This window comes from Comamonas sp. NLF-1-9 (genome assembly GCF_019195435.1).
Lineage (GTDB): Bacteria > Pseudomonadota > Gammaproteobacteria > Burkholderiales > Burkholderiaceae_C > Comamonas_C.
In genome coordinates, this window is the sequence record NZ_CP078069.1 from 1,530,609 (window position 1) to 1,544,858 (window position 14,250).

Consider the following 14,250-nt stretch of genomic DNA (forward strand, 5'->3'; position numbering starts at 1 on the left):
TGCTGCGCGTGGCCGCCGACACCATGGACCCGTACCGTTTTGACATTGCCGTACTGATAGGCCGCTTCCAGCCGGTGCACAGTGGGCATCTTGCGCTGCTGCAGGAAGCGGCGCGGCAGGCGCGCCTGGTCGTCGTCGTGCTGGGGTCGGCCTTTCAGGCGCGCACGCCGCGCAATCCTTTCACCTGGGAGGAACGCGCAGAGCTGCTGCGCGCGAGCGTTGAAGCGCCGCTGCGCGAGCGCCTCGTCACCTGCCCGGTGCGCGACTACTACGACGAGCCGCGCTGGGCCGATGCGGTGCGCCGCGCCGTCGCACAGCACGCGGGCCCCGACGCGCGCGTCGCGCTCGTCGGCCACTTCAAGGATGCAAGCAGCGAATACCTGCGCGCATTCCCAGGCTGGCAGTTGCTGAGTCTGCCGCGCATGGGCGCGATCGACTCGTCCCAGTTGCGCGATGCCTGGCTGGGTGCCGCGCCAGGCGAGGTAGCGGGTGCGCTCGCGCCCTTTGCAGAGCAGGCGCCGCCCGCCACGCTCGCGTTGCTGCGCCGCATGGCCGCGCAAGCTCCCTACCGCTACCTGCAGGCGGAGTGGCGCATGCTGCGCGACTACCGCCAGGCTTGGGCGGGGGCGCCCTACCCGCCCGTCTTCGTCACCGTGGACGCGCTGCTGCGCTGCCGCGATCAGGTGCTGCTGGTGCAGCGCGCCCACGCGCCGGGCCAGGGTTTGTGGGCGCTGCCCGGCGGCTTTCTGGAGCCGCGTGACACGCTATGGCAATCCTGCGTGCGCGAGCTGCGCGAGGAAACCGGCTGCGCGCTCGCGCCAGAGCGCCTGGCCCAGGGCCTGCGCTCGGTGCAGGTGTTCGACCACCCCGACCGCAGCCAGCGCGGGCGCACCATCACCCACGTGCACCACATCGATCTGTGTGATACCGCGCCGCCTGCGGTGCACGGCGGCGACGATGCGGCCCAGGCGCGCTGGGTCGCGCTGCACGAGCTGCCCGGCATGGAAGCGCAATTCTTCGAAGACCATTTCCGGATCCTCGACCAGTTCCTGCACCTGCTGTGAGTGTCTCGCCGCGCGCGCGGGCGCACGATGAAATCCTGCGCGCGGGCCTTGAAAACGGTCCAAACGCCCTTATGATTAGCACTCGTTGGGTTTGAGTGCTAACAGCGCGACACCCAAGCGCGCATGGCGGCCCTCAGGGGCCGCTTTTGCGAACCCTCTTCAACCAGTGAATTTCAGGAGTTGCCATGAAACTTCGTCCTCTGCACGACCGCGTGGTCGTCAAGCGCCTCGAAAACGAAACCAAGACGGCCTCGGGCATCGTCATTCCCGACAACGCCGCCGAGAAGCCCGATCAGGGTGAAGTGCTGGCCGTGGGCCCGGGTCGCAAGAACGACAAGGGCGAGCTCGTCGCCATGGGCGTGAAGATCGGCGATCGCGTGCTCTTCGGCAAGTACAGCGGCCAGACCGTCAAGGTCGACGGCGAAGAGCTGCTGGTCATGAAGGAAGACGACTTGTTTGCCGTCGTCGAGAAGTAATCAACTCATCAATTCATAGCTCCAAGCGCTTGTCAGCAAAGCGTTTGAGGCTGATTTCATTCATATTTTCAGGAGCCAAACATGGCAGCAAAAGACGTAGTTTTCGGCGGTGACGCACGCGCCCGCATGATGGAAGGCGTGAACATCCTGGCCAACGCGGTCAAGGTCACGCTCGGCCCCAAGGGCCGCAACGTGGTGCTCGAGCGCAGCTTCGGCGCCCCCACGGTGACCAAGGACGGCGTGTCGGTCGCCAAGGAAATCGAGCTCAAGGACAAGCTGCAGAACATGGGCGCCCAGCTCGTGAAGGAAGTCGCGTCCAAGACCAACGACATCGCCGGTGACGGCACGACGACGGCCACCGTGCTGGCCCAGGCCATCGTGCGCGAAGGCACCAAGTACGTGGCCGCCGGCCTGAACCCGATGGATTTGAAGCGCGGCATCGACAAGGCCGTCGTGGCGCTGGTCGAGCAGCTCAAGCAGGCCTCCAAGGCCACCACCACCAGCAAGGAAATTGCCCAGGTCGGCTCGATCTCGGCCAACTCCGACGAATCCGTGGGCAAGATCATTGCCGACGCAATGGACAAGGTCGGCAAGGAAGGCGTGATCACCGTCGAGGACGGCAAGAGCCTGGACAACGAGCTCGAAGTGGTCGAAGGCATGCAATTTGACCGCGGCTACCTCTCGCCCTACTTCATCAACAACCCCGAGAAGCAGGTGGCGGTTCTGGAAAACCCCTTCGTGCTGCTCTACGACAAGAAGATCAGCAACATCCGCGACCTGCTGCCCACGCTGGAGCAGGTGGCCAAGGCGAGCCGCCCGCTGCTCATCATCGCCGAGGACGTCGAGGGTGAAGCCCTGGCCACGCTGGTGGTGAACACCATCCGCGGCATCCTGAAGGTCGTCGCCGTCAAGGCACCGGGCTTTGGCGACCGCCGCAAGGCCATGCTGGAAGACATCGCCATCCTCACGAGCGGCAAGGTGATCGCAGAAGAAGTCGGCCTGTCGCTGGAGAAGGCCACGCTGGCCGACCTGGGCCAGGCCAAGCGCGTGGAGATCGCCAAGGAAAACACCACCATCATCGACGGTGCCGGTGCTGCCGACGACATCGAAGCGCGCGTCAAGCAGGTGCGCGTGCAGATTGAGGAAGCCACCAGCGACTACGACCGCGAGAAGCTGCAAGAGCGCGTGGCCAAGCTCGCCGGCGGCGTGGCCGTGATCAAGGTGGGCGCCGCGACCGAAGTCGAGATGAAGGAAAAGAAGGCCCGCGTGGAAGACGCGCTGCACGCGACGCGCGCTGCGGTGGAAGAAGGCATCGTCGCCGGCGGCGGCGTGGCCTTCCTGCGCGCCAAGCAGGCCATCGGCGAGCTCAAGGGCGACAACGCCGAGCAGGACGCCGGCATCAAGCTGGTGCTCAAGGCGATCGAAGCGCCGCTGCGCGAGATCGTCGCCAACGCCGGTGGCGAGCCCTCCGTGGTAGTCAACAAGGTGCTCGAGGGCAAGGGCAACTTCGGCTTCAACGCCGCCAACGACACCTATGGCGACATGCTGGAGATGGGCATTCTGGACCCGACCAAGGTCACGCGCGCCGCGCTGCAGCACGCTGCCTCGGTAGCTTCGCTGCTCCTGACTACCGAAGCCATGGTCGTGGAAGCGCCCAAGGAAGAAGCCCCCGCCCCCGGCATGCCCGGCGGCATGGGCGACATGGGTGGCATGGGCATGTAAGCACAGGCTGAAAGCACGCGCTTTCACCTCCCGAAGGGCCGCCTCGTGCGGCCCTTTTTTTGCGCGGGTAAACCATGTGGTGAAAAGCGCAAATACAGGTGTTTACGCCATTGCCAAGAAAGCCATAGCTCCATAAGGTTGCGCTTTCGCATTTTTCTGCAAATCAGGAGCCTTCAATGGAGATTTCGCGCAAGTTGTTTGTCGCCGCCGTCGTGGCCGGCATCGGTTCTATCGGAATGAGCTCCGGCGCACTTGCCCAGGAGCAAGTCATCAAGATCGGCCACATCGGCCCGGTCTCCGGCCCGCAAGCGCACTTCGGCAAGGACGACGAGAACGGCGTACGCATGGCCATTGAGGACCTGAACGCCAAGGGCATGGAAATCGGCGGCAAGAAGATCAAGTTCGAGCTGGTCGCTGAAGACGACGGCGCCGACCCCAAGCAGGGTACGGCCGCATCGCAAAAACTGTGCGACCAGAAGGTCGCCGGCGCGGTGACCTTCGTGAACTCGGGCGTGGCCATCCCCTCGTCCAAGGTCTTTCACGACTGCGGCATTCCCATGATCACCGGCGCTGCCACCAACCCCGACCTGACCAAGCCGGGCTGGGATACGACCTACCGCGTGATTGCCAACGACAACGCGCTGGGCGCCGCGCTGGCCAGCTACACCGCCAAGACCCTGGGTCTCAAGCAGGTGGCCGTGGTCGACGACCGCACCCCTTACGGCCAAGGCATTGCCAGCGTCTACAAGCGTGACCTGGAAAAGCTCGGCGTCAAGGTCGTGGCCAACGAGTTCACCAACGACAAGGCCACCGACTTCATGGCCATCCTGACCTCGATCAAGGCCAAGAAGCCCGAAGCCATCTTCTACGGCGGCATGTACGGTCAGGCAGGCCCGATGCTGCGCCAGATGGCGCAGCTGGGCATGAACGATGTGAAGATGTTCGGCGGCGACGGCATGTGCGTGCCCGAGCTGGCCAAGGTGGCCGCCGGTGCCAAGACGCTGGAGAACGTGGTCTGCGCCGACGGCGGCTCCTCGATCGAGAAGATGCCCGGCGGCATCGAGTGGAAGAAGCGCTACGACGCCAAGTTCCCCGGTCAGTTCCAGGTCTACAGCCCCTACTTCTATGACGGCGTGATGCTGCTGGCCGACGCCATGAAGCGCGCCAACTCCTGGGATCCCAAGGTCTACATCCCCTTCCTGCAAAAAAGCGACTATCAGGGCGTGACTTCGCACATCCGCTTTGAATCCAATGGCGAGATGAAGGACCCCACCTACACGCTGAGCAAGTTCGTGGACGGCAAGAAGACCGCAATCGACCTCAAGTAAGCACAGGCTCCCCGCCTTCCCGGGCCCGCTTCGGCGGGCCTTTTTCGTCTCTGCACCGCTGAAGCCGGCGCGCTTGGCATAGACTTGCGCGCGTCTTGCAGCCAGGAACCCGCGATGAACGCTCCCGCGCCTACCCCAGGCACCCCTTACGGCACCCTGCCCACCGCCGCGCCGCTGCCCCAGCGCCGCCCCGTCAGCCTGCCGCGCATGGCGCAGATGCGTGAAGCGGGCGAGAAGATCACCATGCTCACGGCCTACGACGCCACCTTCGCGGCGGTGGCCGACGCGGCCGGCGTGGAATGCATACTCGTGGGCGATTCGCTGGGCATGGTCTGCCAGGGGCTGTCGAGCACCGTGGGCGTGACGCTGGAGACCATGTGCTACCACATGGCCAGCGTCTCGCGCGGCGTGCGCCGCGTGCAGGGCACCGCCTGGCTGATCGGCGACCTGCCCTTTGGCAGCTATGGCGAGTCGCCCCGGCAGGCGCTGCACAGCGCCACCCAGTTGATGCAGGCGGGGGCCCACATGGTCAAGCTCGAAGGCGGCGGCTGGACCGCGCCCACGGTGCGCTATCTTGTGGAGCGCGGCATACCTGTCTGCGCGCACCTGGGCCTGACGCCGCAGACCGTGCACGCGCTCGGCGGCTACCGGGTGCAGGGCCGCGGCGACGAGGCCGCAGCCACGCTGCGCCGCCACGCGCTGGAGCTGCAGGATGCGGGCGCGGAGATGATCGTGCTCGAGATGGTGCCGGCGCAGCTGGCTGCCCAATTGACCGAAGAGCTGCCGCGCTGCCACACCATAGGCATAGGAGCGGGCAAGGGCACCGCCGGCCAGGTACTGGTGCTGCACGACATGCTGGGCATGAACCTCGGACGGATGCCGCGCTTCGTGCACAACTTCATGGCCGACGCCGGCAGCATCAAGGGCGCGATCGAGGCCTACGTCCACGCCGTCAAGCAGGGCAGCTTCCCGGACGACGCGGTGCACGCCTGGTAGGCGCCAGACACCCCATGCAAGTCGTACACACCATTTCCGATCTGCGCGCCGCGCTGCGCGGGCGCGGGCGCCCCGCCTTCGTGCCCACCATGGGCAACCTGCACGACGGCCACCTGGCGCTGGTACGCCAGGCCCGGCCGCTGGGCGAGGTACTGGTTGCGAGCATCTTCGTCAACCGCCTGCAGTTTCTGCCCCACGAAGATTTTGATAGCTACCCGCGCACGCTGCAAGCCGATTGCAGCCGTCTTGAAGCTGAATCCTGCGACATCGTCTTTGCACCCGGCGAGCGCGATCTGTACCCCGAGCCGCAGACCTTTACGGTCACGCCGGATCCGGCGCTGGCCAACATCCTCGAAGGACAGTTTCGCCCCGGCTTCTTCACTGGCGTGTGCACCGTGGTCATGAAACTGCTGTGGTGCGTGTTCGCCGGCTCGGGCGGCACGGCCGTCTTCGGGCGCAAGGACTACCAGCAGCAAATGGTCATCCGTCAGATGGTGCGCCAGTTTGCGCTGCCGGTGGAAATCGTTACCGCCGACATCTGCCGCGCCGCCGATGGCCTGGCGCTGAGCTCGCGCAATGCCTATTTGAGCGCCGAAGAACGCGCCCGGGCGGTAGAGCTCTCGCGCACGCTCGCCTGGCTCGCACAGACTGCGCTGCAGCCTGGCGGCGAGCTCGCCGCCCTGGAGGCACAGGCCATGCAGCGCCTGCGCGATGGCGGCTGGCAGCCCGACTACCTCGTGGTGCGCCAGCGCAGCGACCTGCAGCCGCCTGGTCCCGAGACGCTGCGCGCCGGCCAGCTGGTGGCGCTGGGCGCGGCCCGCCTGGGCCAAACCCGCCTGATAGACAACCTGGAGTTCTGACTGGTGCGCGAGGCCGGACTCGAACCGGCACGCCATTGCTGGCGTCAGGACCTAAACCTGGTGCGTCTACCAATTTCGCCACCCGCGCTTCAGGAGCGGTGATTCTACTTGCGCCCATCCAGCCGCCGCCCCCGCGACCAGCAGCGTCAAAGCCGCCGGATTAGGATGCCAACCATGATCACGCTCTACACCGCCGCCACGCCCAACGGCCACAAGGTTTCCATCGCGCTGGAAGAACTGGGCCTGCCCTATGCGCTCAAGGTCTTGGATCTGAGCCAGGGCGAACAAAAACGCCCCGAATTCCTTGCCATCAACCCCAACGGCCGCATTCCCGCCATCGTGGACCACGACGCGGGAGACTTCGCGGTGTTCGAGTCCGGCGCCATCCTGATCTACCTGGCCGAGAAGACCGGACGCCTCATGCCCGCGGACGCCAAGGGCCGCTCGCGCGTGCTGCAGTGGCTGATGTTCCAGATGGGCGGCATCGGCCCGATGATGGGTCAGGCCAACGTGTTCTATCGCTATTTCCCGACCCGGATACCGGCCGCCATCGAGCGCTACCAGGCCGAGAGCCGGCGCCTCTTCGAGGTGCTCGACACCCGCCTGGCTCACCATGAATGGCTGGCGGGCCATTACTCCATTGCCGACATCGCCAACTGGGCCTGGGTGCGCACGCACCGCTGGTCGGGCGTGTCGATCGACGGCCTGCCGCACCTCAAGCGCTGGCGCGATGCGATCCGCGCGCGGCCCGCCGTGCAGCGGGGCATCGAACGCCCGCCAGCAAAAATCGACCTGAGCCGCGATGGCGAGGCGGGCTCGCGCGAGTTTTCCGAACAGGCCCGCAGCATGCTGATGATGGGCCGCACCTCTGAGGAGAGCCAGCAATGAAACTCTATACCGCCACGCGCGCGCCCAACCCGCGGCGCGTGCTGATGTTCATGGCCGAAAAAGGCATTTCCGGCATCGACCTCGTCACCATCGACCTGAACGCGGGCGAACACAAGGCTCCCGCCTATCAGGCCAAGGTGCCGGTTTCAAGAGTGCCGGCGCTGGAGCTCGACGACGGCCGCGTCCTGAGCGAAACGCGCGCCATCTGCACCTATCTTGAAGGCTTGTACCCGCGAAACCCGCTCATGGGGGCGGATTTTGAAGAACGCGCCTTCATCGAGATGCACGACCGGCGGGTCGAGTGGTATTGGCTGCTGCCGATTGCCAACTGCGTGCGCCACACCCACCCTGGCCTCGCCACGCTGGAAAAACCGCAGTTTCCCGATTTCGGCCAGTCCCAGGGACAAAAAGTGCGCGAAGGCGCGCGCTGGCTGGACACCGCGCTGTCGGCGCAGGACTGGATTGCGGGCGAGCGCTTCACCATTGCCGACATCACCGCTTTTTGCGCGCTGGAGTTCGCCCGCCTGATGAAATTCCATGCGGGCGAAGAAGGCTACGGCGCACTGCAGGCCTGGCGCGATCGCGTGGCGGCACGCGAAAGCGCCCGGGCGATGTAGTGCGCCAGGCCCCTACCCGGCCTCAGGCAGCCGCGCGCGGGTAGCCGAGCGCGGCCAGCGCCGCCTTGATCTCGGGCAGGACCGCATCGTCCTCGATGGTCGCGGGTATTTTCACTTCCCCGCCATCGGCCATGGTGCGTATGGTGACGCGCAAGACCTTGCCCGAGCGCGTCTTGGGCAGACGCGCCACGACGTGCACGCTCTTGAAGTCGGCCACCGCGCCGAGCTGCGAGCGCACGCGCGCCACCAGGTCCTTGCACACCTCTTCGTTGCTGTGCTTGACGCCCGACTTGAGCACCACCAGGCCAAGCGGCACCTGGCCCTTGAGCGCATCGGCGACGCCCACCACCGCCGCCTCCGCCACGTCGGGGTGCGAGGCGAGAATCTCCTCCATCTGCCCGGTCGAGAGCCGGTGTCCGGCGACGTTGATGATGTCGTCGATGCGCGACATCACCCAGCCATAGCCTTCCTCGTCGATGAAACCGGCATCGCCCGAGAGGTAATAGCCGGGGTAGCGCGACAGATAGGTTTCCTCGTAGCCCTGTTCGTTGTTCCAGAGGGTGTAGAGCGTGCCCGGCGGCATGGGCAGCTTGATCACCAGGCTGCCGATTTCACCCGCGGGCTTTTCATTGCCCTCTTCATCCAGGATGCGGATGTCAAAGCCCGGCACCGGCTTGGTGGGCGAGCCCGGATGCACCGGCAGCACCTCGATGCCCATGCAGTTGCTGATGGCCGGCCACCCCAGCTCGGTTTGCCACCAATTGTCTATCGCCGGCACGCCCAGAATGCGCTGCGCCCACTCGATGGTGTCGGGGTCGCCGCGCTCGCCCGCAAGAAACAGCGTGCGAAAGCGCGACAAGTCGTAGCGCTTGACCAGCGCACCATCGGGGTCTTCCTTCTTGATCGCGCGAAAGGCCGTCGGCGCGGTGAAGAACACGTTCACGCCGTGCTCGGCGCAGACGCGCCAGAAAGCGCCGGCGTCGGGCGTGCCCACGGGTTTGCCTTCATAGACGATGGTGGTGCAGCCCTGCAGCAGCGGCCCATAGACGATGTAGGAATGGCCGACCACCCATCCCACGTCCGAACCGGCCCAATACACGTCACCGGGCTGGACGCCAAACACCGCTTCCATGGACCAGCGCAGCGCCACCGCATGGCCGCCGTTGTCGCGCACCACGCCCTTGGGCTTGCCGGTCGTGCCCGAGGTGTAGATGACGTAGAGCGGATCGGTTGCCGCCACCGGCACGCAGTCCGCAGGCTCGGCGCGCGCCATGGCCTCCTGCCAGTCCACGTCGCGCCCGGCGATCATCTCGCAGCGCAGCTCGGGGCGCTGCAGCATCAGGCAGGGCGTGTCGGGTACGCCGGCGATCTCCAGCGCCTCGTCGAGCAGCGGCTTGTAGGGCACGGCCTTGCCCGGCAACAGGCCGCAGGAAGCCGACATCATCACCTTGGGCTTGGCGTCCACCACGCGCTTGGCCAGCTCGGGCGCGGCAAAGCCGCCAAACACCACCGAGTGCACCGCACCGATGCGGGCGCAAGCCAGCATGGCGATCGCGGCTTCGGCGACCATGGGCATGTAGATCACCACGCGGTCGCCCTTTTGCACGCCCATGCCGCGCAGCACGCCGGCGCAACGCGCAACCTCGTCGCGCAACTCGCGGTAGGTGAACTTGCGCTGCGCACCGGCCAGCGGACTGTCGTACACCAGCGCCAACTGGTCGGCGCGACCATGCTCCACATGGCGGTCAAGGCAGTTGTAGCAGGTGTTGAGTTCAGCACCGGCAAACCAGCGGTAAAAGGGTTTGCGCGTGTCGTCGATCACCGTGTCCCAGGGCTTGATCCAGTCGATGCCGCGCGCCGCCTCGGCCCAGAACCCGGCCGGGTCGGACAGCGCCGCCGCCCGTGTCTTCTCGTAACTGCCTGCCATATCCATCCTTGTCTCCTACTTGGTCATGAAATCGATCTCGGCGGCGCAGGCAGCAGACCCGCGCCCGTGGCCACGCTACTTGATCAAGGCCTGCAGCTCCTTGAAGTCTGCATGCTCGCAGCTGCGCAGCCATTCGAAAATCACCATCTCGGTGGTCACGAGTTCCGCGCCCGCGCCGGCCAGACGGTCGAAGGCTGCGTCGCGGTTGCGCTCGGTGCGCGAGCCGCAGGCGTCGGTGACCACCCACACCTCCCATTCTTCATCCAACAGCTCCAGCGCCGTCTGCAGCAGGCAGACATGGGCTTCGCAACCCGCAAGCACGATGCTGCAGCGCTCTGCCTTTTGCGGCGCGCTCTGGCGCAAGTGGCGCGGCAGGCTGCGTGCATTGCCGCGCGCCGGCGCCACCTGGGGGCTGAGCCACTGCGCGAGGCCATCGGCCACCGCGCTGAAATGCATCTTGGCCAGCGTCTTGTCCGCCAGCGCGCGCAACTGCGCGTCGTTGGCGCCAAGCCGCGCGGGATTCTGCTCCGTGGCCCACACCGGCACGCCCAGGCGCTGAGCGGCCTGCGCCAGCCGCCTGGCGTTGGCCAGCACCGCCTGCGATTCGTGGATCGCCGGCATCAGGCGTTCTTGGTAGTCCACCAGCACCAGCTGGGATTCATCGGCCTGCAGCAGCATTACGTCCTCGTAGCTCGTCACATCGCATCCATTGTCGCAGTCGGCACGCCGCACGCAAAGCATGCCGATCGGGACGCGCTTGCTGTTGTATTTTCACAATATAAAATGCACTCTTGTGTATCGAGTGCTGCGCCATGAAAAAACCGTCCTCCGATTTGTCGCCCCGCCCCAGCGTGCAGGTGCTGGAGCGCATGTTCCAGTTGATCGACATCCTGGCCGCGCGCGATGAGCCGGTTTCGCTCAAGGACATCAGCGACCGCTCGGGACTGCATCCGTCCACCGCCCACCGCATCCTGCACGACCTGACCCTGGGCCGCTTCGTGGATCGGCCCGAATCGGGCAGCTATCGCCTGGGCATGCGTCTGCTGGAACTGGGCAACCTCGTCAAGGCGCGCCTGAACGTGCGCGACGCGGCGATTTTGCCCATGCGCAGACTGCACAAGCTCATCCAGCAGCCGGTCAACCTCAGCGTGCGCCAGGGCGACGAGATCGTCTACATCGAGCGCGCCTACAGCGAGCGTTCGGGCATGCAAGTGGTGCGCGCCATTGGCGGGCACGCGCCGCTGCACCTGACTTCCACCGGCAAACTCTTCCTTGCGGCGGAAGACCCGCAGCGCGTGCGCGCCTACTGCGCACGCACCGGCCTGCCCGGGCATACGCGCAACAGCATCACCCAGTTGCCGCTGCTTGAGCGCGAGCTCGCGCATGCGCGCCAGTACGGCATGGCACGCGACAACGAAGAGCTGGAAATCGGCGTGCGCTGCATCGCCGCCGGCATCCACGACGACCAGGGCGAGCTGGTCGCCGGGCTGTCCATTTCGGCGCCGGCCGATCGGCTCGACGACGGCTGGCTGCCCAAGCTGCAGTCCTGCGCCCAGGAAATTTCGCTCGCGCTCGGCTACACGCCCAAGGCGCGCGCCAAGCGCACTGCAGGCAACCCCTGATGCCCGCCCGGTGCACGCCGGGCACAGTCCGAAACCGCATACGCCACGCGCATTGGGCGCCATGCAAGCAACGCGCAAGAAGGCGCGCCATGGGCAAATCTCTTACGCGCGCCTGACATTGGAGCGCTTGAAAGCGCGTATTTTCTCGGGGTTTTCGAGTCTAGGCTCTATTGCGCCACGGGCCTACATTGCATAGCGTCGCGTGTGGAAGACCATGCACTGGCATCGATGGCCAGTGATTGAAACGAACGGTCCGCTGCTATTTCGGACTGGTACTCAAACCGGCCACCGTGCGCTTCAAGGCCATTGGCAATCCATCGATTGCCGTGGGATTCGGATCACGATTACCAACCACGAAGGAGACATATGTCCAAGTTTGAATCGACAAACGGCGTGTCACGTCGCAGCGCACTGCAAATCAGCGCTGCGGGCGGCATGATGGCCACCGGCCTCGGGGGCGTGCAATGGGCCATGGCCCAGGACAAGCCCAAGCTGGGCGCAACCTGGCCCGAGGGCTCGCAGGGCGACACCGTCTATCTGGGCGCCGCCGTGCCGCTGACCGGCACCTACGCGGTGCAGGGCGCAGACGAGCTCAAGGGCATGGAGCTGGCCATCGAGCACATCAACACCAACCATGAGCTGATGAAGGCGCTCGCGCCCAAGGTCAACAGCGGCGTCAACGGCAAGAAGGTCAAGCTCCTGTCGGCCGACTCGGCCGCCAAGCCCAACCAGGCACTGCAGGTGTCGCAGACCTTCATCGCGCAAAACAAGATCATCGCCATGATCGGCTCCACCTCGTCGTCGGTGGCGGTCGCGATGAACAAGTTCGCGCAGCGCGAGAAGGTGCTCTACATGGCCGGCATCTCGGGCTCCAACGACACCACCGGCAAGGACTGCGTGCGCTACGGCTTCCGCCAGGGCTTCTATGGCGAGATGGCCGCCAACGCCATCGGCCCCATCCTGGTCAAGCAGTTCGGCAAGAACCGCAAGGCCGCCTTCATGACGCCGGACTACACCTACGGCCACACCACCACCGAATCGGTCAACAACTACCTGACCAAGGAAGGCGGTTGGAAGATGGTGACCAACCAGGTCTCGCCCCTGGGCACGCAGGACTTCAGCCAGTACCTGACCAACATCGCCAACTCGGGCGCAGAGTTCCTGATCAACGTGAACTGGGGTCGTGACGCGGTGCTGTCCTCGCAGCAAGCCAAGCAGTTCGGCCTGATCCCGAAGATGACGCTGGTGCTGCCCTACCAGATCCCGTTCATCGCCAAGGAAGCCGGTGTAGACATCACCCACGGCATCTACGCGGCGACCGACTTCTGGTGGACGCTGGAAGACAAGTACCCGCTGGCCAAGCTGTTCGTCGAGTCCTTCCACAAGAAGTACGGCTACCGCCCGGAGTGGGGTGCCGAAAACGGCTACGTGAGCTTCGCCCACTGGGCGCGCATGGTCACCGAGGCCGGCAGCTTCTACCCCCCCGACGTGATCAAGCAGTGGGAAAAGGGCGAAACCATTCCCTCGCTGCTCGGTGACGTGCACTACCGCCCCGAAGACCACCAGTGCGTGCGCCCGGTGATCATCGTGCGCGGCAAGGAAAAGAAGGACATGAAGAACGACGAGGACTTCTGGGAAGTCATCGAAATGGTGGATGGCGCCAAGGTCATTCAAAAGCCCGACGCCTTCGGCTGCAAGCTGGGCGATTACACCTGAGAAACCAGCAGGCGTGCCTGAACCATTTGGGCAAGAGCACGCCTGACTGCGCCCTTTTCTTTGGAAAAACCGGCCCTGTGTGAATATCGATTCACACGAGGTCTGGCGGCGCACTCATTTTATTGAATCGATTGACAACCACGGCGGGGCAATGTGATTAACACGGCCAATTTCCTATCGCAATTGTTCAACGGGCTGGTATTAGGCGCGCTGCTGGCGCTGATCTCATCGGGCCTGACGATCATTTACGGCACGCTGGGCGTGCTCAATCTGGCGCATGGCGCATTGTTCATGCTCGGCGGGTATGCGGGCTGGCTCGCATTCGAATACTCGCATTCATTCATTCTGGCCGTGGCCGCCGGAGCCCTGTTCGTCATGATCGTCGGCGTGATCATGGAGCAGGTGATCATCAAGCACTTCTATGCCCGGCCCGACGAAGACCAGTTGCTCGTCACATTCGGCCTGAGCATCGTCTTTGCCGAGCTGGTGCGCTACTTTTTCGGCAGCCTGTCCAAGAAGGTGCCGCCGCCCGAGATCTTTGGCGGCATCACCAACATGGGCTTCATGGTCTATCCCACCTACCGCCTGGCGCTGCTGGGCATCATCGCGGTGGCGCTGCTGGTGCTCTACTGGGTGCTGTATCGCACGCGCATCGGCATGATCGTGCGCGCCGGCATCGAAGATTCGGTGGCCGTCGACTCGCTCGGCATCAATGTCTACAAGGTCTTTACCCTGGTCTTCGGCATAGGCGCGATGGCTGCGGGCTTCTCGGGCATCGTCTACTCGCCCGTGGTCGCGATGTCGCCCGACAGCGGCGACTCCATCCTCGTGCAGACCTTCGTGGTGGTGGTGATCGGCGGCGTGGGGTCCTTTCCCGGAGCCATCCTCGGCGGCCTGATAGCCGGCGAGATCATCTCGCTGACCTCGATGGTCAATCCGGCCTACTCCATGATCATGCTTTTCGTAGCAATGACCCTCGTCCTGGTCTTCCGACCGCGCGGTCTGATGGGCTCTATTGGTCGCACCTAAATTCC

At 65.1% G+C, this 14,250-nt stretch carries 13 protein-coding genes and 1 tRNA gene; 11 read left to right on the forward strand and 3 right to left on the reverse strand.

Features of this window, described 5'->3' with window-relative positions; translation table 11 throughout:
- Positions 1–23 precede the first annotated feature (23 nt).
- The 6 genes from KUD94_RS07425 (at position 24) to panC (ending at position 6,446) form a co-directional block, all read left to right on the forward strand.
- Positions 24–1,064 carry a bifunctional nicotinamide-nucleotide adenylyltransferase/Nudix hydroxylase gene (locus KUD94_RS07425; RefSeq protein ID WP_218239224.1) on the forward strand — a complete coding sequence of 347 codons (1,041 nt, stop codon included), beginning with the start codon at positions 24–26 and terminating at the stop codon, positions 1,062–1,064.
- A 185-nt stretch (positions 1,065–1,249) separates the two neighbouring features.
- Positions 1,250–1,540, forward strand: coding sequence for a co-chaperone GroES (groES, locus tag KUD94_RS07430; protein ID WP_218236290.1), 291 nt, complete (start codon positions 1,250–1,252; stop codon positions 1,538–1,540).
- Between the two features lie 81 nt (positions 1,541–1,621).
- The gene (gene groL, locus KUD94_RS07435) at positions 1,622–3,262 is read left to right on the forward strand and encodes a chaperonin GroEL (protein WP_218236292.1); all 1,641 of its coding nucleotides are present in this window, start codon (positions 1,622–1,624) and stop codon (positions 3,260–3,262) included.
- Positions 3,263–3,438: 176 nt separating this feature from the next.
- Positions 3,439–4,590, forward strand: coding sequence for a branched-chain amino acid ABC transporter substrate-binding protein (locus KUD94_RS07440; RefSeq protein ID WP_218236294.1), 1,152 nt, complete (start codon positions 3,439–3,441; stop codon positions 4,588–4,590).
- Between the two features lie 114 nt (positions 4,591–4,704).
- Positions 4,705–5,586, forward strand: a complete 882-nt coding sequence (gene panB, locus KUD94_RS07445; protein WP_218236296.1) for a 3-methyl-2-oxobutanoate hydroxymethyltransferase — start codon at positions 4,705–4,707, stop codon at positions 5,584–5,586.
- A 14-nt stretch (positions 5,587–5,600) separates the two neighbouring features.
- Entirely contained in the window at positions 5,601–6,446 is an 846-nt protein-coding gene (gene panC, locus KUD94_RS07450; protein WP_218236298.1) for a pantoate--beta-alanine ligase, read from the forward strand.
- A 1-nt stretch (position 6,447) separates the two neighbouring features.
- On the opposite strand, the gene KUD94_RS07455 is transcribed toward panC, so the two are convergent.
- Positions 6,448–6,534 (reverse strand) — tRNA-Leu (locus KUD94_RS07455).
- Between the two features lie 86 nt (positions 6,535–6,620).
- Between KUD94_RS07455 and KUD94_RS07460 the strand changes: the two genes are divergently transcribed.
- Both KUD94_RS07460 and KUD94_RS07465 read left to right on the forward strand, forming a co-directional pair.
- Positions 6,621–7,334: a glutathione S-transferase family protein gene (locus KUD94_RS07460; RefSeq protein WP_218236299.1), complete on the forward strand. Its 714-nt coding sequence runs from the start codon at positions 6,621–6,623 to the stop codon at positions 7,332–7,334.
- Positions 7,331–7,951: a glutathione S-transferase family protein gene (locus KUD94_RS07465; RefSeq protein ID WP_218236301.1), complete on the forward strand. Its 621-nt coding sequence runs from the start codon at positions 7,331–7,333 to the stop codon at positions 7,949–7,951. The genes KUD94_RS07460 and KUD94_RS07465 overlap by 4 nt, the downstream gene beginning before the upstream one ends.
- Positions 7,952–7,973: 22 nt before the next feature.
- Here the strand turns inward: KUD94_RS07465 and KUD94_RS07470 are convergent, their stop codons facing one another.
- Together KUD94_RS07470 and KUD94_RS07475 are read right to left on the reverse strand one after the other, a co-directional pair.
- Entirely contained in the window at positions 7,974–9,884 is a 1,911-nt protein-coding gene (locus KUD94_RS07470) for a propionyl-CoA synthetase (RefSeq protein ID WP_304516281.1), read from the reverse strand.
- 69 nt (positions 9,885–9,953) lie between these two features.
- On the reverse strand, positions 9,954–10,556 hold the full coding sequence (locus KUD94_RS07475; RefSeq protein WP_218239226.1) for an isochorismatase family protein: 603 nt from the start codon (positions 10,554–10,556) through the stop codon (positions 9,954–9,956).
- A 134-nt stretch (positions 10,557–10,690) separates the two neighbouring features.
- Here KUD94_RS07475 and KUD94_RS07480 point away from each other — a divergent pair, with 134 nt between their 5' ends.
- The 3 genes from KUD94_RS07480 (at position 10,691) to KUD94_RS07490 (ending at position 14,245) form a co-directional block, all read left to right on the forward strand.
- Positions 10,691–11,500 (forward strand): IclR family transcriptional regulator, encoded by an 810-nt coding sequence (locus tag KUD94_RS07480; RefSeq protein WP_218236303.1) that lies wholly within the window; start codon positions 10,691–10,693, stop codon positions 11,498–11,500.
- A 366-nt stretch (positions 11,501–11,866) separates the two neighbouring features.
- The gene (locus KUD94_RS07485) at positions 11,867–13,216 is read left to right on the forward strand and encodes a substrate-binding protein (RefSeq protein ID WP_218236305.1); all 1,350 of its coding nucleotides are present in this window, start codon (positions 11,867–11,869) and stop codon (positions 13,214–13,216) included.
- Positions 13,217–13,369: 153 nt separating this feature from the next.
- On the forward strand, positions 13,370–14,245 hold the full coding sequence (locus KUD94_RS07490) for a branched-chain amino acid ABC transporter permease (protein WP_218236306.1): 876 nt from the start codon (positions 13,370–13,372) through the stop codon (positions 14,243–14,245).
- Positions 14,246–14,250: the final 5 nt, after the last annotated feature.

Coding starts and splice junctions, on each gene's coding strand:
- KUD94_RS07425 (WP_218239224.1), top strand. CDS start 24: ATGGACCCGTACCGTTTTGACATTGCCGTACTGATAGGCCGCTTCCAG.
- groES (WP_218236290.1), top strand. CDS start 1,250: ATGAAACTTCGTCCTCTGCACGACCGCGTGGTCGTCAAGCGCCTCGAA.
- groL (WP_218236292.1), top strand. CDS start 1,622: ATGGCAGCAAAAGACGTAGTTTTCGGCGGTGACGCACGCGCCCGCATG.
- KUD94_RS07440 (WP_218236294.1), top strand. CDS start 3,439: ATGGAGATTTCGCGCAAGTTGTTTGTCGCCGCCGTCGTGGCCGGCATC.
- panB (WP_218236296.1), top strand. CDS start 4,705: ATGAACGCTCCCGCGCCTACCCCAGGCACCCCTTACGGCACCCTGCCC.
- panC (WP_218236298.1), top strand. CDS start 5,601: ATGCAAGTCGTACACACCATTTCCGATCTGCGCGCCGCGCTGCGCGGG.
- KUD94_RS07460 (WP_218236299.1), top strand. CDS start 6,621: ATGATCACGCTCTACACCGCCGCCACGCCCAACGGCCACAAGGTTTCC.
- KUD94_RS07465 (WP_218236301.1), top strand. CDS start 7,331: ATGAAACTCTATACCGCCACGCGCGCGCCCAACCCGCGGCGCGTGCTG.
- KUD94_RS07470 (WP_304516281.1), bottom strand. CDS start 9,884: ATGGATATGGCAGGCAGTTACGAGAAGACACGGGCGGCGGCGCTGTCC.
- KUD94_RS07475 (WP_218239226.1), bottom strand. CDS start 10,556: ATGCTGCTGCAGGCCGATGAATCCCAGCTGGTGCTGGTGGACTACCAA.
- KUD94_RS07480 (WP_218236303.1), top strand. CDS start 10,691: ATGAAAAAACCGTCCTCCGATTTGTCGCCCCGCCCCAGCGTGCAGGTG.
- KUD94_RS07485 (WP_218236305.1), top strand. CDS start 11,867: ATGTCCAAGTTTGAATCGACAAACGGCGTGTCACGTCGCAGCGCACTG.